The sequence below is a fragment of the Pseudoduganella buxea genome, assembly GCF_009720835.1.
Taxonomy (GTDB): Bacteria; Pseudomonadota; Gammaproteobacteria; order Burkholderiales; family Burkholderiaceae_D; genus Rugamonas; species Rugamonas buxea.
In genome coordinates, this window is sequence record NZ_WNKZ01000081.1 from 1 (window position 1) to 17,931 (window position 17,931).

16 protein-coding genes are annotated in these 17,931 nt (G+C 66.9%); 12 read left to right on the forward strand and 4 right to left on the reverse strand.

Annotation, left to right across the window (positions count from 1 at the left end; translation table 11 throughout):
- Positions 1-2,171: CHASE3 domain-containing protein (locus GM672_RS21705; protein WP_229417867.1), on the reverse strand; the 2,171-nt coding region annotated here is incomplete at its 3' end.
- Between the two features lie 186 nt (positions 2,172-2,357).
- Between GM672_RS21705 and GM672_RS21710 the strand changes: the two genes are divergently transcribed.
- Positions 2,358-2,771, forward strand: a complete 414-nt coding sequence (locus GM672_RS21710) for a hypothetical protein (RefSeq protein WP_155472620.1) — start codon at positions 2,358-2,360, stop codon at positions 2,769-2,771.
- 17 nt (positions 2,772-2,788) lie between these two features.
- Here the strand turns inward: GM672_RS21710 and GM672_RS21715 are convergent, their stop codons facing one another.
- From GM672_RS21715 to nudC, 3 genes are all read right to left on the reverse strand, one after another.
- Complete coding sequence (locus GM672_RS21715) at positions 2,789-3,232, reverse strand: DUF4148 domain-containing protein (RefSeq protein WP_155472621.1); 444 nt, start codon at positions 3,230-3,232, stop codon at positions 2,789-2,791.
- A 348-nt stretch (positions 3,233-3,580) separates the two neighbouring features.
- A complete protein-coding gene (gene folE / locus GM672_RS21720; protein ID WP_155472622.1) occupies positions 3,581-4,144 on the reverse strand; it encodes a GTP cyclohydrolase I FolE in 564 nt (187 codons plus the stop codon).
- Between the two features lie 57 nt (positions 4,145-4,201).
- A complete protein-coding gene (gene nudC, locus GM672_RS21725) occupies positions 4,202-5,026 on the reverse strand; it encodes an NAD(+) diphosphatase (protein WP_155472623.1) in 825 nt (274 codons plus the stop codon).
- Between the two features lie 174 nt (positions 5,027-5,200).
- Between nudC and GM672_RS21730 the strand changes: the two genes are divergently transcribed.
- The 11 genes from GM672_RS21730 (at position 5,201) to GM672_RS21780 (ending at position 17,919) form a co-directional block, all read left to right on the forward strand.
- The gene (locus tag GM672_RS21730) at positions 5,201-7,714 is read left to right on the forward strand and encodes an O-linked N-acetylglucosamine transferase family protein (protein WP_155472624.1); all 2,514 of its coding nucleotides are present in this window, start codon (positions 5,201-5,203) and stop codon (positions 7,712-7,714) included.
- Positions 7,715-7,800: 86 nt separating this feature from the next.
- Positions 7,801-9,462, forward strand: coding sequence for a methyltransferase domain-containing protein (locus GM672_RS21735; RefSeq protein ID WP_155472625.1), 1,662 nt, complete (start codon positions 7,801-7,803; stop codon positions 9,460-9,462).
- Positions 9,459-10,553 (forward strand): SGNH/GDSL hydrolase family protein, encoded by a 1,095-nt coding sequence (locus GM672_RS21740; RefSeq protein WP_155472626.1) that lies wholly within the window; start codon positions 9,459-9,461, stop codon positions 10,551-10,553. Before GM672_RS21735 ends, GM672_RS21740 begins: the two co-directional genes overlap by 4 nt.
- A 60-nt stretch (positions 10,554-10,613) precedes the next feature.
- Positions 10,614-11,933: an MBL fold metallo-hydrolase gene (locus GM672_RS21745; RefSeq protein ID WP_155472627.1), complete on the forward strand. Its 1,320-nt coding sequence runs from the start codon at positions 10,614-10,616 to the stop codon at positions 11,931-11,933.
- Between the two features lie 28 nt (positions 11,934-11,961).
- Entirely contained in the window at positions 11,962-12,840 is an 879-nt protein-coding gene (locus GM672_RS21750) for a glycosyltransferase family 2 protein (protein ID WP_155472628.1), read from the forward strand.
- Positions 12,841-12,844: 4 nt separating this feature from the next.
- On the forward strand, positions 12,845-13,279 hold the full coding sequence (locus GM672_RS21755; RefSeq protein WP_155472629.1) for a sugar 3,4-ketoisomerase: 435 nt from the start codon (positions 12,845-12,847) through the stop codon (positions 13,277-13,279).
- A complete protein-coding gene (locus GM672_RS21760; RefSeq protein WP_155472630.1) occupies positions 13,276-14,385 on the forward strand; it encodes a DegT/DnrJ/EryC1/StrS family aminotransferase in 1,110 nt (369 codons plus the stop codon). The genes GM672_RS21755 and GM672_RS21760 overlap by 4 nt, the downstream gene beginning before the upstream one ends.
- Positions 14,386-14,410: 25 nt before the next feature.
- Positions 14,411-15,157 carry an N-acetyltransferase gene (locus GM672_RS21765; RefSeq protein ID WP_155472631.1) on the forward strand — a complete coding sequence of 249 codons (747 nt, stop codon included), beginning with the start codon at positions 14,411-14,413 and terminating at the stop codon, positions 15,155-15,157.
- Between the two features lie 60 nt (positions 15,158-15,217).
- Entirely contained in the window at positions 15,218-16,051 is an 834-nt protein-coding gene (locus tag GM672_RS21770; RefSeq protein ID WP_155472632.1) for a hypothetical protein, read from the forward strand.
- A gap of 1 nt (position 16,052) precedes the next feature.
- Positions 16,053-17,111 carry a GSCFA domain-containing protein gene (locus GM672_RS21775; protein WP_155472633.1) on the forward strand — a complete coding sequence of 353 codons (1,059 nt, stop codon included), beginning with the start codon at positions 16,053-16,055 and terminating at the stop codon, positions 17,109-17,111.
- A 46-nt stretch (positions 17,112-17,157) separates the two neighbouring features.
- Entirely contained in the window at positions 17,158-17,919 is a 762-nt protein-coding gene (locus GM672_RS21780; protein WP_155472634.1) for a hypothetical protein, read from the forward strand.
- Positions 17,920-17,931: the final 12 nt, after the last annotated feature.

Genomic DNA, 17,931 nt, shown 5'->3' on the forward strand with positions numbered 1-17,931 from the left:
GGCTGCGGGGTACGGGCAGGCTGCGGCTGCGCCGGCGCGGCCGGCACGTACGCGTCGGCCGTGCGGGCCGGGGCCGACCACTGCATCGGCAGGGTCAACGTGAAGGTGCTGCCCTGGCCTTCCGTGCTGGCCAGGGTGATGGTGCCGCCCAGCAGGGTGGCCAGGTCGCGCGAGATCGACAGGCCCAGGCCCGTGCCACCGTATTTGCGGCTGGTGGTGCCGTCGGCCTGCTGGAAGGCGCCGAACACGGTCTCGTGCTGGTCGGCGCGGATGCCGATGCCGGAATCCTCGACGGCGAAACTGAGCTGACCGTTGGCGCCTGGCGCCACGCGCAGCACGATGCGGCCTTCGTCGGTGAACTTGACGGCATTCGACAGCAGGTTCTTCAGGATCTGTTCCAGGCGCTGGCAGTCCGTGTAGACGGTGTCGGGCAGGCCGGGCGCCATCTCGACGACGAAGGCCAGGTTCTTCTGCTGGGCCAGCGGCTCGAAGGTGCGCTGCAGGCCCTGCACCACCTGCTGCAGGCGCAGTTCCTCGGGATTGAGTTCCAGCTTGCCCGCTTCGACCTTCGAGATATCGAGGATGTCGTTAATCAGGTTCAGCAAATCGTTGCCGGCCGAATAGATGGTCTGGGCGAAGCGCACCTGCTCGTCGTTCAGGTTGCCCTGCGGATTATCGGACAGCAGCTTGGCCAAAATCAGCGAGCTGTTCAGCGGCGTGCGCAGCTCGTGCGACATATTCGCCAGGAACTGCGACTTGTACTGGCTGGCCCGCTCCAGGTCGTGCGCGCGCTCTTCCAGCTGCAGCTGCACTTCGTTCAGCGCCGTATTTTTCTGGTCCAGCGCCACGGCCTGTTCAGCCAGTTGTTCGTTGGTCTGTTCCAGCTCGGCCTTCTGGTTCTCCAGGGTGGCCTGGGATTCTTCCAGCACGCGCGACTGTTCTTCCAGTTCCTCGTTGGCCGTGCGCAGTTCTTCCTGCTGCACCTGCAGTTCTTCGTTCAGCTGCTGGGTTTCCTGCAGCACCTCGTGCAGGCGCTGGCGCGACAAGGTCGATTCGATGGCCGTGCCGATATTGCCGGAGACGAGCTTCAGGAAGTCCAGCTCCTGCTCGCCGACGGGGTGCAGGAAGCCCAGTTCGATGACGCCGTTGACTTCGCCATCGCTTTCCAGGGGTGCCACGATGATCTGGCTGGGCGAGCCGTTGCCCAGCGCCGATGTCAGTTTCAGGTAGTAGTTCGGCAGGTTTTCCAGGTGGACGATGCGGCGCTCCGCCGCGGCCTGGCCGACGATGCCTTCGCCGGGCTGTATATCCTTGCCGAATTCCTCGTCGCCGACGACAAAGCCGTAGCCGGCCGTGCGGTGCAGCACGCCATCCGGGCCGCGCACGTACAGCGCCGCCACGGCCACGTTCAGGTAGCGTGCCAGGAAGGTGAGCAGCGCGCTCGACAGCGCCGGCAGCGAGCGCTGGCCGATGCCCTGCTCGGCCAGCTTGCTCTGGCCGGAGCGCAGCCAGGCCTGGCGCTCGACCCGGTCGGACTGGATGCGCTGCTCGTCCAGCGCCGTGCGGTAGACGGTGGACAGGCGCATCAGCTCGCGGCGGCCCCAGTAGGCCAGGAAGCCGCTGATGATCAGGCTCAGGGTCAGGTAGCCGGTGACGGTAACGTAGGTGACGGTGCGGGCCGTGTCCGAGCGTTCCGAGCGCAGCCGGGTTTCGTACGCGATAAAGGCCTGGAACTGGTTGCGCAGCTCGTCGAATTCCAGCTTGGCCCGCTGCGACTTGATCATGCCCAGGTAGTCGCCGCCCGTGGTGCGGGCGTTGACCATGTCCTGGGCCACCTTGTCCCATTGCAGCTGCTGGGCGCGGATATTGCGCAGGCGGTCGATCTGCTCCGGATTGTCCACCACCAGCTCGCCCAGGATATTGAGGTTAGTGGCGATCTTCGGCTTGGCCAGCCGGTACGGCGCCAGGAACGATTCTTCCCCCGTCAGCAGGTAGCCGCGCATGCCCGTTTCCATGTCGACGGCCAGCTTGCGCAATTCCTGGGCGTTGCCGATCACGCGCTCCGAATGCTCGACCCACGTCAGCGCATTGAGCAGGTAGGCAAACACCGCCACGAACACGGCGGCACTGACCACGCCGGCCACCAGGGGCAGCGTGATATTGCGGTACATAATACTGCGGAAACTTTGTTCGTCGTGGCGGGATTGACCGGGCATGTTATTGATTGGACAAGCTGGGAGAAAGCTGCGAGTTTATCCCAAATGCAATGAGTACCGTGCCCAATCGTGCGCAGCCGCTATAATCGGCGGCAACGATATCGTCCCCCTCTTGCCATCATGCGTACTCTGACGACAGCCTTGAGCCTGCTGCTGCTGGCCGGCTGCTACAACGACTCCGCCACCTACTATGCCGACAGCACGCAGGATCACCGCCTGACGGTGCGGCGCCAGCAGGACTATTTCTGGAGCGAGCAGGGCCGCTTCACCCTGATGGCCGCGCGCATGCCGGAGTGCCAGCGCGTCATTCCGCTGGGGGAGCTGCCGCTGGAAGAAACGAAGCTGGAATTGTTCAGCGAGGGCGACAAGCGCTGGAGCCTGCGCAGCGGTGCGCAGGTGTGGCACGTGGACACGCAACGCTGCGCGCTGGTGGAAGACGGCGGCGAGGTAGCCGGCCGGAAACTGGGCGAATTCCACGCCGAGATCGACCAGTTCGCCTTTATCGAGGCGCCCGGTGCGGCCCCGTCCGAAGACGCGGCCGTGCCGGCGCGTTAGTACTTATAACCTGACACTTAGCGCTGCAGCGACGACGTGCGCAGGCTGGCCTGCACCGGCTGTGCCTGCACGCGGGGCTGCAGGCCGTTGGCATACTCACGCGGATAATTCACTTCGTTCAGGTCGAGCAGACCCGAGGCCCGCGCGGCCAGCACTTCGGCCCGCACCTGCGCCCGCGTCAACATCGACGGCTGCGCCGCGATATGGGGGTAGTCACCTTCCGTGATGTCCAGTTCACCGTTGGCACGGGCCTGCACGGCTGCGGCCAGCACCTGTTCGCGCGTCAGGGTCGACGGCTGTTCGGGCATGACGGGGAAATGCGCCTCCGTCATGTCCAGCAGGCCCGCGGCACGGGTCTGCTGCACCTGGGCCGCCACGTCGGCACGGGTGAGGCCGTCGGCCAGGGCGGCGCCAGTGGCGGCAAGCAGGGAAGCGGCGGCAAGGATGTGTTTGACAGTCATGATCTTCTCCAAAAAAGTTCCTTCGATGGAGATATCTTAGGCCTCGTTCACCCGATAAAAAAGCGCGATTTTTGATGCCGAATCATCGTATTTTCCGATAACTCGGCTGCATTGCTGATGAACCCGTGTCCACCTTGGGGTCAGACCCCGACATGGACACGGTCTCATCAGTCCTTGCCAACTTAAGCGACCGATTGTCCACCTTGGGGTCAGACCCCGACATGGACACGGTCTCATCAGTCCTTGCCAACTTAAGCGACCGATGACGCGCGCAGCACTGCTGCCAGTTCTGATATGGAAGAGGCCGTGTCTTTGTCGGGGTCTGACCCCACGGTGGACACGGACTGGTCAGTCCCGCGCCAGCGCGAGGAACTCGGTGCGCAGGCCCAGGTTCGGCTGCAGCTCGCCCAGCATCGACGACGTGATGGTTTCCTCGCCCGGCGTGCGGATGCCGCGGCTTTCCATGCACATGTGGCGGCACTTGATGACGACGCCCACGGCCTTCGGTTCCAGCACTTCCATCAAGGTATTGGCGATCTGTACCGTCAGGCGCTCCTGCACCTGCAGGCGCTTGGCGAAGCAGTCGACCAGGCGGGTCAGCTTGGACAGGCCGACGATCTTGCCGTTGGGCAGATAGCCGATGGTGGCCTTGCCGAAGAACGGCGCCAGGTGGTGCTCGCAGTGGCTGTAGACGGGGATGTTGCGTACCACGATCAGCTCGTTGTACTGCTCGGCGCCGTCCTCGAAGGCCTTCAGCAGCTCGACCGGGTCCTGGTCATAGCCGGAGGTCCAGTGTTTCCACGCCTTGGCCACCCTATGCGGCGTTTCCGCCAGTCCTGGACGGTCCGGGTCCTCGCCCAAGGTGGCCAGGAAACGGCGCCAGTCGTGTTCGGAAAATGCTTCTTTAGACATAATGAGAGGCTACTTGTTTGAAAGAGTATCCGCCAGTATACCCAACATCGGCCAAGCTCACCGGCTTGCCCGCCCCGGCCGGTTGGCGGCCAGCAGCGCGCTGGCGATCGACACCTTGTGCGGCGTCTCGGGCCACTCGTCGTCCGGGCCGAACCAGCGCGCTTCCTCGATCTCGGTGGGATCGACGCGAATCTCGCCGTCCACGTATTCGGCCGTGTAGGCGATCATCAGCGAATTCGGGAACGGCCACGACTGGCTGCTGAAGTAGCGCAAGTCGCGCACGCGCACGCCCACTTCCTCGAACACCTCGCGGTGCACGGCTTCCTCGATCGATTCGCCCGCCTCGACGAAGCCGGCCAGGGCCGTGAACATGCGCGTGGGCGAGCGCGTGTGCTTGGCCAGCAGCACCTTGTCGCCGTCGCGGATCAGCACCATCATGGCCGGGCATATTTGTGGGTAGGCCAGGTGGCCGCAGGCCGTGCAGCGGTAGGCGCGCTCGCCGGCAGCGCGCTCCATCGGGCTGGCGCAGGCGCCGCAGAAGCGGTGCGTGCGGGCCCAGTCGGCGATCTGGCTGGCGCGCCCGGCCAGGCCGAGGAATTCATCGTCGACGGTGCCGAACAGCGAGCGCAGCGGATGCCAGGCATGGTCCCCCGGCACCAGCGCCATATCGTCGGCCCACGCGGCCTGGCAGTAGCGGCCCTGCCACAGGCCCACGGGGTGCAGCCGCTCGGGCGGCAGGCCAAGCGCCGTCACGTCGTCCGGCACTGCCAGCTCCGCGCCGCGCAGCAGCACGTGGCCCCGGTGGAAGACAAAGGTCAGCGGCGCTTCCATGGCGGGCAGCGGGTCGATCAGCGGCGTGAAAGCGGTGGGCGTCTTGAGCATGGCTGGCGGGCGGCGTGGGAAATGAGCGGGATGTCATCTTAACCGCTTCCGGCACGCCTTGCCCGTGCGGGAATGTTGCCTATTAGCACAAAACCTCCCGGGCGCCACGCGCATCGGAGTATGATTACGCTTACTGCAGCGCTGCTGCGCTTCACTCTGGACAAGACCAAAAGGATGAGTGTGACCGCGAACCCGACGAGCCCTTCCGATGCAATGTTCCGCCAGGCCGAACGCGGCGTGCTGCCGCTGGGCGAACTGTTTGGCGGCGCGCAGACGCTGATCGACCAGGGCGCCCCGCAGCAGGCCGTTCGGCTGTATGAAACCTGGCTGGCCCACACCCAATCGCCGCTGGCCTATGCGGTCTGGTTCAACCTGGCCATCGCCCACAGCGGTATCGGCAACGACGTGCAGGCCGAGGGCGACTACCTGAAGGCCATCGCGCTCAATCCCGGCTTCATCGAGGCGCGCCTGAACCTGGGCACCTTGTACGAGCGCCTGGGCCGTCCGGACGATGCGCTGGCCACGTGGAACGCCATCCTGGCCGAAGTGGCCGACCTGCCGGCCAGCCCCGTGCTGCACGTGCAGACCCTGAACAATATCGGCCGCCTGCTGGAAATCCGCAAGCGCCTGCCCGAGGCGGAAGCCATGCTGGCGCGCAGCCTGGAACTGCAGCCGGACCAGCCCAACGCCATCACGCACTGGGTGCACCTGCGCCAGAAGCTGTGCCGCTGGCCCGTGTACCAGCCGTTCGGCGGCGTGACGGTCGAAGCGATGCAGCGCTGTACGTCGGCGCTGGCCACGCTGGGCGCCTCGGCCGATCCGGCCGGCCAGCTGGCCGCCTCGCAGCGCTTCATCGACGAGAAGGTCAGGCGCGACGTGCCGGCCCTGGCCGATCCGGCCGGCTACCCGCACAAGCGCATCCGCATCGGCTACCTGTCGTCGGACCTGTGCTCGCACGCCGTGTCGATCCTGACGGCCGAACTGTACGAGCTGCACGACCGCTCGCGCGTGGAGGTGTATGCCTTCAGCTGGAGCCGCGAGGACAATTCGCCGCTGCGCGCCCGCGTGGTGGGCGCGATGGACCACTACATCCGCATCGACCGCATGACGGACGAGGAAGCGGCGCGCTGCATCCGCGCCCACGAGATCGACATCCTGGTCGACCTGCACGGCCTGACCCTGGGCGCCCGGGCGGACATCCTGTGCTGGCGCCCCGCGCCCGTGCAGCTGACGTGGCTGGGCTTCCCCGGCCCCACGGCCATTCCCGGCGTCGACTACGTCGTGGCCGATGCCTTCGTGCTGCCGCCCGAGCTGGAACCGTACTTCACGGAGAAGCCGCTGCGCATGCCGCACACCTTCCAGATCAACGACCGCCAGCGCGCCATCGGCCCGCGCCTCGAACGGGCCGGGGCCGGACTGCCCGAAGGGCGCTTCGTGTTCTGCTCCTTCAACAGCAACTTCAAGTTCACCCCCGACGTGTTCGCGGCATGGATGCGCATCCTGCGCCGCGTGCCGGAAAGCGTGCTGTGGATCGTGGCCGACGTGCCCGACACGCGCGAGAACCTGGTGCGCGAAGCGGAAGCGCAAGGCGTCGACGGCAGCCGCCTGCTGTTCGCCGCGCGCGTGCCGCCGGCCGAGTACCTGGCCCGCTTCGCGCTGGCCGACCTGTTCCTCGACACGGCGCCGTTCAACGCCGGCACCACCGCCAGCGACGCGCTATGGGCCGGGCTGCCCGTGCTGACGTGGGCCGGCCGCACCTTCTGCTCGCGCATGGCGGGCAGCCTGCTGCACGCGGTGGGCCTGCCCGAGCTGGTGACGCATTCGCTGGAAGCGTACGAGGAACTGGCCGTGGCACTGGCAAGCGATCCTGCCCGCCTGGGCGAGCTGCGCCAGCGCCTGGCCGAGAACCGCGACAGCAGCCCCCTGTTCGACACGCCCCGCTTCGTGCGCGACTATGAAGACCTGCTGGCCGGTGTCGTCAAGCGCCCGGCCGGCGTGCCCCTGAACGACGAGCCGGACCCGATCCGCCTGCATGCGGTGCCGGACCCGGCGCCCGGCCAGCTGAGCATCCAGCAGGACAGCATGCTGGCGCTGATGCGCGCCGGCATGCACAGCGTCGTCGAAGTGGGCGGCGCCTCGCTGGCCCAGGCCTGGCGCGCGCGCCAGCCGAACTCGCACTTCACGGCCATCGCCCCGGCGCCGGAGGCCGGCTGGAGCACGGCATCCATCGCCGCCGATCCGGAAAGCCTGGACGAGCAGCAGTGGCAGCAGGTGGCGCCGGCCCAGTGCTGGCTGTTCCCGGAAACCCTGGAGCGCCTGCGCGATCCGTGGGCCTTCCTGCAACGCGTGCGGCGCCAGGCCCTCGGTGGCGTCGAGCTGGTTGCCTGCGTCAACAACAGCCAGAACTGGCTGGTGCAGTCGCTGCTCGCTTCGGGCAACTTGCATTATCAACAAAGTGGAGTGCCGGACCGCCGCACCCTGCACCTGTTCACACGCGCGTCGCTGGCCGAGATGCTGCGCGAGTGCGGCTTTGCCATTGTCGAGATGACGGCCGTGAACGCGCACCAGCCGGATCCGGCCGTGCTGGCCGCGCTGCGCAACTTCGCCGCCGCCACCGGCGCCGACCCGGCCCTGGCCGAGCAGGATGCGCTGCCCTACCAGTACCTGCTGCGCGCCGTCGCTGTCTGACGACATCCGGCTTATGCGCGAGTGCCAGCTTCCCCCCATAAGCGCTATGATTGACCGCGCCCGTTACACTGTGAAAGACCGATTGTATGGCTGATAATGCAAACCGAGCACACGACGAACTGCTGCAACAGGCCGGTGCCGGCACGCTGTCGCTGGAGGCCCTGTTCAACGAAGCGGGCGCGTTGACGGGCGCCGGCAATGCAGCAGCCGCCATCGCCCTGTACCGGGCCTGGCTGGACCATGCACCGGCCGGTACGGGCCTGCGTTTCGCGGCCCGCTTCAACCTGGCACTGGCGCTGTCCGGCACGGGCGACAGCGCCGGCGCGGAACAGCAATACCGCCTGGCGCTGGAGGAAAACCCCGGTTTCGCGCAGGCCCGCCAGAACCTCGAACTGCTGCTCGAACAGGGCGGCCGCGGCGCCGAGGCGCAGCAGCTGCGCGACCAGGCCGCGGTGGAGCAGATTCCCATCGTGACGGTGTCGTACAACTCGCCGGACCTGATCGACGCGCTGCTGGCCAGCATCCGCCGCCTGTATCCGAATCCCGTGTACGTCATCGACGGCTCGCATCCGGACATCGCCGCGCGCATCCGCCCCGTCGCGGAGCAGTATGCGGGCGTGCGTTTCATCCCCTTCGGCTACAACATCCACCACGGTCCCGGCATGAGCTGGGCCATCAACAACCTCGACCTGCACGGACCCGTGCTGTTCCTCGACTCGGACGTGGAAGTGCTGCGGCGCGGCTTCCTCGAATCGCTGCGCGAGGCGCTGACACCCGGCCTGTACGGGGTCGGCAGCCTGCAGTACGTGAACGAACTGGGCCAGCCGCTGGAAAACGACGGCTACCTGTACCTGCACCCGGCCTGCATGCTGTGCGATATCGACGTGATGCGCCAGTGGCCGCTGCCGATCAAGCATGGTGCGCCGATGATGCCGCCGATGGTGGCGCTGCACAAGGCCGGCCGCTCCGACCTGATCCGCAATATGCCGTGGGTACAGAACGATTTCGGCAAGACGCCCGAGCGCATCTTCATCAAGCATGACTGGATGGGCACGGTCACACGCACGGGTGGCTACCACTACGACCTGCCCGTGGCCACGCAACAGGTCGACGAGCAGTTGCTGGCGCTGGTGCCGACGGACGCCATCAAGGTGGTCGAAGCCGGCTGCGGCGACGGCTCGTTCGCCAAGGCCTACAAGGCGCGCAATCCCCTGTGCGACTACACCGGCATCGAGCCGGCCCGGGCGGCGGCGGACCAGGCCCGCGCCCATTGCGATTTCGTCTTCAACGAGGACTTCGATCACGACAGCCCCCAGCGCCAGGTCTACACGAGCAACGCCGACTGCTGGGTCCTGCCCGGCACGCTCGACCGGCTGGACGATCCGGCCGCCTGGCTGACGCGCATCCGCGGCAGCATGCGCCCCGGCGCCACGCTGGTGGCGTCCGTGCGCAATGCCCAGCACTGGCGCACCCAGGTGCAGCTCAATGCCGGCAACCTGCAGTATGGCGGCGACGGCGCCCTGCTGCCGGGCCAGCGCCACCTGTTCACGCGCGGCACCTTGCTGCGGCTGCTGCAGAAGACGGGCTTTCGCGTCACGGGCGGCGGGGCCCGCATGGCCGACGAACCGGAACGCGAGCCCTACCTGACGGCCCTGCGCGCGCTGGCGGCCGTGGGCGGCGGCGACCCGGATGCGGCCGTGCAGGATGCGCTGCCGCTGCACTACCTGCTGGTGGCCGTCGCGGCATGAATATCCTGATACTGGGCGGCTCCAACTCGCTGCTGAAGGACGGTTATGTGCAGCACCTGGAGCAGGCCCTGGCCGCCAGCGGACCGGTCCAGGTACGCCAGCTGTCGGTGGGCGCCACCAGCACCCTGGCCGCCATCGGCCGCCTGTACGACACGGCCGGGCTGGCCGACGTCGACGTCATCCTGTACGAATACTCGATCAACGACGCCGGCCACTTCGCCTGGCGCCCGGACGGTGCCCGCTCCTGGCTGCTGTGCCTGCACCTGCTGATCCAGGCGGCGGCCCAGCTCTATCCCCGCGCCGTGCTGGTGCCGCTCGTATTCGCCATGCGCCGCTTCGCTCCGCTCCACGTGAACGATCCGTTCTACCAGGCGCAGACGGAAACCTTCGCGGCGCTGGGCCTGCCGACGATCGACCTGCGCCAGTGGTTCGCCGACCTGTTCCTGGGCCGCGTGCCGGACTGGCTGTATGGCGACGAAGCCCATTACGCGGCGCCGCACGGCACCACCTTGATCGGCTGCGAGATCGCGCGCCGCCTGCCCCGGCTGCTGCAGGAAGCGGCACCGCTGGAAGCGACGTGGGCGCGCATGCAGGCCGTCTCGCCCCATGGTTCGCTGGCGATGTTCTACGTGCCCGCCGCCGGGCTGGCGCAGTTCGCCAGCGGCCCCGTCGAAGTGCGGCGCGACGCCAACCGCCTGATGGACCTGACGTTCCTGCGCCTGGGCGCCGGCAGCGCGCTGGCCATGCGCACGGAAATGTTCCCGCTGGCCGTGTACCTGAAATCGGACGCGCAGCACCACGACCTGGCGCTGACGGTGGAGAGCGAAGGCGTGAATGGCACCGTCGTGACGGCCACGCGCCATGCCGACACGGCCAGCTTCCGCTTCATCTGCTCGAACCTGCCCGTCCCTCTCCTGTTCGGCAATACGCTGGCCGTGCCCTTCGGTCCGGCCAGCTTCGAACTGGCCATGACGCCGCCGGCGGCGCCGGCCGTGCGCGCCGACTTCGACTGCTTCGGCGCGGCCGCGCAGCCGCCCCCGGCGCCGCACTGCGACCTGTGCGGCATCCTGTTCGTGGCCCGGGCGGCATAAGGGCCGCCAGCGCGGGCCGGGCCGGCACTCCACGATTCCAGACCTTTTTTCGACACCATCATGAGCACTGAACTGAAGCACTTCCTGGCCGAGTACGGCAACGGCGACGGCGTCTTTTACCTGGGCCACGCGGGCATCCTGGCCGTGCTGAACGGGCGCAAGATCCTGTTCGACCCGATCGTGGAATCGCAGCCCTACGGCGACTCCTGGGTGTTCTATCCACCCCAGGTGGACGACGCGCTGCTGTACGACGTCGACGCCGTCGTCGTCTCGCACATCCACCAGGATCACTACGACAAGCGCTTCCTGCGCAAGCTCAAGCCGTCGGTCAAGATCGTCATCGTCGGCGGCCGGCCGTCGTTCATCGCCGACATCACGGCCAAGGTCTCGCATGACGTCACGGTGATCGCGCCGGAGACGGTCACGCAGCTGTTCGACGGCGTCCACCTGTATGGCGTGATCCACGAAAGCAATGGCATCGATGCGTCGATGATCGCCTACAGCGAGCGCTTCTGCGTCTACCACGGCAACGACAACTACCTGCAGCCGGCCTCGATGACGAAGTTCACCCAGGTCGGCCGCGCCATCGACGTGGCCTGTATTCCGTACGCGTACATCCACTGGTATCCGTTCCTGATGGAATACCCGGCCGGCCAGGAGCACGAGAAGGAAGCCGAGGCCGAGCGCCTCGTCAATGTCTACATGGACGATTGCGTCAACGTGATCGGCATCCTGCAGCCGAAGGTGGTGATCCCGTTCGGCGCGAACCTGCTGATCGACGACGGCAATATGCATTCGGACATCAACATGGCCGTGCGCACGCCCATCGAATTCGTCGACTATGCCCGCGCCAGGCTGCCGGCCGAACAGCGCGACGTCGTCAAGCCGATGCTGGCAGGCGACTACTGCGGCCTCGATGGCGACGCCCTGCGCATCACCATCGCGCACGAATTCAGCGCCGACGAATACCGCGCCGCGGCGGACAGCTTCCTGCAGGCGCGGCCACCGAAGACGCCCCGCGCCGGCGCCGCCAACGTCGACCTGGAAGCCTTCCTCGCCACCGTCAATGCACGCCTGCAGGACAGCGCGCTGGTGGACGCGCAGCGCAAGCCGGTCGACAACCTGCTGCAGTTCGAACTGCAGGGCGAACACGGCGTGCTGCGCGTGGAAGTGGATTGCCTGGATTACCGGGCCCGCATCGTCGACGCCTTCACCGAAGGCCGGCCGCTGCACCGCTTCCGCCTGGACGCCGTGTCGTCGGCCGAATGGCTGAGCGGCAAACGCTTCGAGACGATCATCGGCATGCGCCGCTTCACCCTGCTGCGCCAGCCCAACCTGTACCTGCCCGACGTCCTGAAGATCGCCAATACCGTCATCTGATCCCGTGCCCCTTAACGCCAGTCATCCCATGTCCCTGCCCCTCGTCAGCATCGTCATCCCGTCGTACAAGGCCAGCCACTTCGAGCAGTGCCTGCGTTCGGCGATCGGCCAGACCTATCCCAACACGGAAATCCTGGTCAGCGACAACTGCCCGACCGAGGAGATCCGCGACATCTGCGCCCGCTTCCCCGGCGTGATCTACCAGCGCAGCAGCGTCATCAAGACGGACAATATCCTGGGCGCCCTGTACAGCGCCAAGGGCGTCTACGTCAAGCCGCTGTTCGACGACGACCTGCTGCACCCGTTCTGCGTCGAGCGCATGGTGGCCGCCTTCAGCGGCCGCGACGACGTGTCGATGGTGTTCGCCGCCTCGCAGGTGATCGACGCCGGCAACCTGCGCACGGAGACGCGCCGGCCCTACGAAGCGAGCGGCCAGATGCGGGGCGCGGACCTGCACCGCAACATGACGCTGGGGATGCGCAACTTCGTCGGCGAATTCACCGGCATCATGTTCCGCCGCTCCACGCTGTGGCAGATCGGCTGGCAGCGGCTGTTCCACGTCGGCTCGCACGACTGCACCATCGGCCTGGCCGATATCGCCGCCTACTTCAACTTCGCCGCGCACGGCGCCGTCTTCTACGTCGACGAGGAGCTGAGCTATTTCCGGCGCGACGCCACGCTGCAGTCGAACTCGAACTACAACGCCAATCCGAACCTGGGCTACTGTTTTTCGGACTACATCGACCTGCTGTGGGCCTCGCACGAGATCGGCATGATCAGCACCGAGGAGCTGCTGGCCACGCAGGAGCAGGTGCACGCCGTGTTCCTGTCGCTGCAGGGCGTGTTCGAACAGATCGGCCGTTCCTACGAGCGCTACCAGGCGTATATCCAACGTTTACAAGGCTGACACCATGCCCATGATGGACCATTGCCGCATCATCGACCTGCCCAAGCATTCCGACCCGCGCGGCAACCTGTCGGTGGTCGAAGGCGGCATCCAGACGCCGTTCGACATCGCCCGCGTCTACTATCTGTACGACGTGCCCGGCGGCTCCTCGCGCGCCGGCCACGGCCACGTCGAGCTGCAGCAGCTGATGATTGCCATGTCGGGCAGCTTCGACGTGATCGTCGACGACGGCTACGAACGCAAGAAATTTCACCTGAACCGTTCCTACTACGGCCTGTACATCCCGAAAATGATGTGGCGCGAAGTGGAAAACTTTTCCTCGGGCGCCGTTTGCCTGGTGATGGCGTCGACCAGATTCGACAAGAGCGATTATTTCTACGACTACGACGACTTCGCCGCGATGGTGAAGCGCCATGACCAGGACAAGGACAAGCAATGAGCGTTCCGTTTCTCGACCTGAAGGCCATCAACGACAGCCAGTCGGCCGAACTGGACGCGGCGTTCCGGCGCGTGCTGGCCTCGGGCTGGTATATCCTCGGCAAGGAAGTCGAGGCCTTCGAACAGCAGTTCGCCGCCTATTGCGGCTGCGCCCATGCCATCGGCGTGGCCAACGGGCTCGACGCCATCATGCTGGTGCTGCGCGCCTGGGGCATCGGCCCCGGCGACGAAGTCATCGTGCCCAGCAATACCTTCATCGCCACGTGGCTGGCCGTCAGCCAGTGCGGCGCCACCCCGATTCCCGTCGAGCCCGTCGAAGCCCACTACAACATCGACCCGGCCCGCATCGAGGCGGCCATCACGCCGCGCACCAAGGCCATCGTGGCCGTGCACCTGTACGGCCAGCCGGCTGACATGCAGGCCATCATGGCCATTGCCGCGCGCCACGGCCTGAAGGTGCTGGAGGACGCTGCCCAGGCCCATGGCGCCACCTGCCACGGCCGGCGCGCCGGCCAGCTGGGTCATGCCGCCGCGTTCAGCTTCTACCCCGGCAAGAACCTGGGCGCGCTGGGCGACGGTGGCGGCATCACCACCGACGACGCCGAGCTGGCGCAACTGCTGCGCACCTACCGGAACTACGGCTCGCAGAAGAAATACCATAACCTGGTGCAGGGCTTCAATTCGCGCCTGGACGAGCTGCAGGCGGCCTTCCTGGCCGTCAAGCTGGGCGCGCTGGACGAAGGCAATGCCCGGCGCCGGGCCATCGCTGCCCGCTACAGCGAGCAACTTGCCGGCATCGACGGCCTGACCCTGCCGGCCGTCCCATCCTGGGCCGAGCCCGTGTGGCACCTGTACGTGGTGCGGCACGCCCGCCGCGACGTGCTGGCCGAGCGCCTTGCCGAGCACGGCATCGGCACCATCGTCCACTATCCGATCGCGCCGCACCAGCAACAGGCGTATGCTGAACTGGGCCACGGCGCCGGCGCGTTCCCCATTGCCGAGGCAATCCACCGGGAGGTGCTGAGCCTGCCGATCGGCCCGCACATGAGCCTGGACCAGGCCGACGAAGTGGCCGCCGCCGTGCGTGCCATCGTCCCCACCTTGTAAGCGGCCCCGCAGAACAGGAGAGAGCATGAGCATCCATCCCACCGCGCTGGTATCGCCCCGGGCGCAACTGGGCGCCAACGTCACCATCGGCGCCTACACGATCGTCGAGGACAATGTCGTCATCGGCGACAACAGCACCATCGGCAGCCACTGCGAGCTGGGCCACCCGTCGCGCCTGGCCGACGGCAGCCCCCTGCAGCTCGGCAGCGGCGCCCTGGTCCGCTCGCACAGCATCTTCTACGAAGGCTCATCGTTCGGTGACAACCTCGTCACGGGCCACCGCGTCACCGTGCGCGAAGGCACGCGGGCCGGCAAGAACCTGCAGATCGGCACGCTGTCGGACTTCCAGGGCCACTGCGAGATCGGCGACTACGTCCGCACCCACAGCAATGTCCATATCGGCCAGCATTCGAAGGTGGGCAACTTCGTGTGGATCTTCCCGTACGTGGTGCTGACGAACGATCCCCATCCGCCCAGCGACGTCATGCTGGGCTGCGAGATCGGCGACTACGCGATCGTGGCGACGATGTCGGTCGTGCTGCCCGGCGTGAAGGTGGGCCAGCACGCGCTGGTGGCCGCGCACAGCAATGTCGCCCGCGACGTCGATGCCTTCACGGTGGTGGGCGGCAGCCCGGCCAAGTTCCTGTGCCCGACGGAGAAGATCCGGCTGAAGGACGGCACCGAGCGCCCCGCCTATCCGTGGCCCAGTCATTTCCAGCGCGGCTATCCGCCGGAAATCCAGCAGCAGTTGCGCGACATGTTCGGCGCCTGACCGTTTCACAATGCCGGCCCGGCATGACATGCGCCAGCCGGGTCCACCAAAGGATTCTTCATGATTTACGTGATGGGCATGAGCCACACGGTTTGCCTGCTCCGGGCCGTCGCCGCCGGCCACGCCCTCGAGCTGGACGAGTGGATCCACAGCAAGGCCACGGAATTCACGCCGATGGCGACCCGGCCCGGCATGCTGCCGGGCGACGTCATCAACAGCCTGATCATTTCCGACCAGGGCTGGGACAATATCGTGCACGTGCTGCGCCACCCGGACGGCCGCCGCGAGCTGCAGGGGCATCCCGGCTACATCGGCCTTCTCGAGCAGCTGCAGCCGCGCCAGCAGGAGGCCATGCTCGTGTCGATCCTGCACGGCAGCGCCCATTCGGCCCTGTCGCTCGTGCAGCACCCGCAGCCATTCGACTTCACCCTGGCCGGCCATCCCGAGCTGCCCTTCATCGACGGCGCCCAGCCGGTCGCGGAAAGCATCGTGCGGCGCCAGCTGCAGCCTTACCTGATGTCGACCATCGCCACCCTCGCGCTGGCCCGCGTGGCGCTGCCGGACATCGACCTGGTGCACGTGTTCGCGCCGCCGCCGACGGAGTCGGAAGCGGAAATCCGCCGCGTGCCGGAAGGCTTCCGCCAGCACCTGGACCACTACGGCATCGCGCCGCTGTCGCTGCGGCTGAAATACTACCTGCTGTCGAACCGGATGATCCGCGAAGGCGTGGCCGAGCTGGGCGTGCAGGTCGACTTCGTCGACGCCCCGCCGCAGGCCGTCGCCCCCAGCGGCGGGTTAAAGGGCGAATACGCCTTCGGCGCCACCCATGGCAACGATGCCTACGGCGCCCTGCTGGCCGCGCAGCTGAACCAACGCTACCTGGAACGACACTGACATGCACCCCTATTCCGACCTGCCCGACCAGAACTTCTGGAACCGCTTCGTGGCGCGGGCCCCGTGGCGCGACCTGCAGCTATGCCCCACGCCCAAGTTCCAGCTGCACAAGAGCGACCGCATCGCCACGGCCGGCAGCTGCTTTGCCCAGCATATCGCGCGCTACCTGAACCACGCGGGCTGCGGCCGCTACCTGGCCGAACAGGCCCACCCGCTGGCGCTGGCCCACGGCGGCGAGAAGGACAGCTACGAGTTGTTCACGGCCCGCTACGGCAATATCTACACGGCGCGCCAGGCCCTGGAACTGTTCCGCCAGGCCTTCGGCCAGATGCCCGTCATCGACGACTACGCCGAGCACGACGGACGCTGGTACGACCTGATGCGCCCCAATGCCGTGCCGGACGGCTTTGCCACGCTGGAGGACGCCGCCCATGACCGGCGCTACCACCTGGCGTGCGTGCGCACCATGTTCACCACGGCCGAGGCCTTCGTCTTCACCCTGGGGCTGACGGAATGCTGGTATCACGCCACGGGCGGCCACACCTACCCGGCCTGCCCCGGCACCGCGAAAGGCCGCTTCGATCCGGCCGTCCACCTGTTCCGCAACCTCTCGTATGCCGAGGTGGAAAGCGACCTGGAAGCGCTGGTGCAGTCCGTGCGGGCCGTCAACCCGGCCGTCAAGATCATCCTGACCGTCTCCCCGGTGCCGCTGGTGGCCACCTACGGCGAGCAGAACGTGCTGGTGGCGTCGACGTATTCGAAGTCGGTGCTGCGCGCCGTGGTGGGAGCGGTGGAAGCGCGCCATGGCTTCGTCCAGTACTTTCCGTCGTACGAGATCATCAGCCACGCCGCCTCGTTCGGCCAGTACCTGGCATCGGACCTGCGCGACGTGGCCCAGCGCGGCGTCGAGCACGTGATGAGCAGCTTCGTGGCGGCCCTGCTGGCGCCGGACGGCGAGGCGCGCGCAACCGACACGGCGCCCACCTTCGACCCGGCCGAGGCGACGGCCCGCTTCGTCGCCGCCGAGTGCGAGGAAATCTATAACGAGGCGCCGCGCTGACGCGGCCGCACCCTATAATCCACAGAAAAACCCACTGCCCAGTCCCATGACCACTGCCCCAGCGTTCTACTGCATCAGCCACAAGGATCCCGGCTGGCCCATCCCGCCGTTCATGACGATGGTCGGCACGGGCGGCTTCGTGCCCGCCGGCGGCATCGGCATGAGCGTGCACTGCCCCCAGTTCGCCTTCAAGAACAACCAGCTGGGCGAATACGCGGCACTGTTCATGATCCGCCGGCTGCTGGAGGAAGCCCATGCCACCGGCTTCGTCGGCATCTGCCACTACCGGCGCTACGCGCTGACGGTGGAAATCGGCGAGGCGCGCGGCTTCAACTTCCACGCCCATCCGGACCAGCTGCAGGGCCTCGGCCCGGAAGCGTTCTACGGCGACGGCGCCACCCCCATCATCTCGGTGCCGGTGGGCTTTGCCGGCACCGTATTGCAGCAGTACGCGGCCAACGCGGTGGCGCGCGACCTGCTGATGTTCTTCGGCGACGCCATCGACTGCGGCGTAGTGAGCAACGACGCGGCCGCCAATTTCCTCAGCGGGAACTCGTTCATCACGGCGGGCAATGTCGGCTTCATTCCGGTCGACTGGTTCATCGACATCGTGCGCGGCGTCGAGGAAGTGGTGGCGCGCTTCTCGCACAACCATTACATCCGCCGCGAAGGCTACGACGAACGCAGCATCGGGCTGTGCTGCGAACGGCTGCATTCGCTGCTGCTGACCAACAAGGTGCTTGCCTACGGCCAGGACAAGGTCATCGTGCGGCCCCTGACGGTGCTGACGGCAACGGGCAGCCTGTAACACCGAACACTA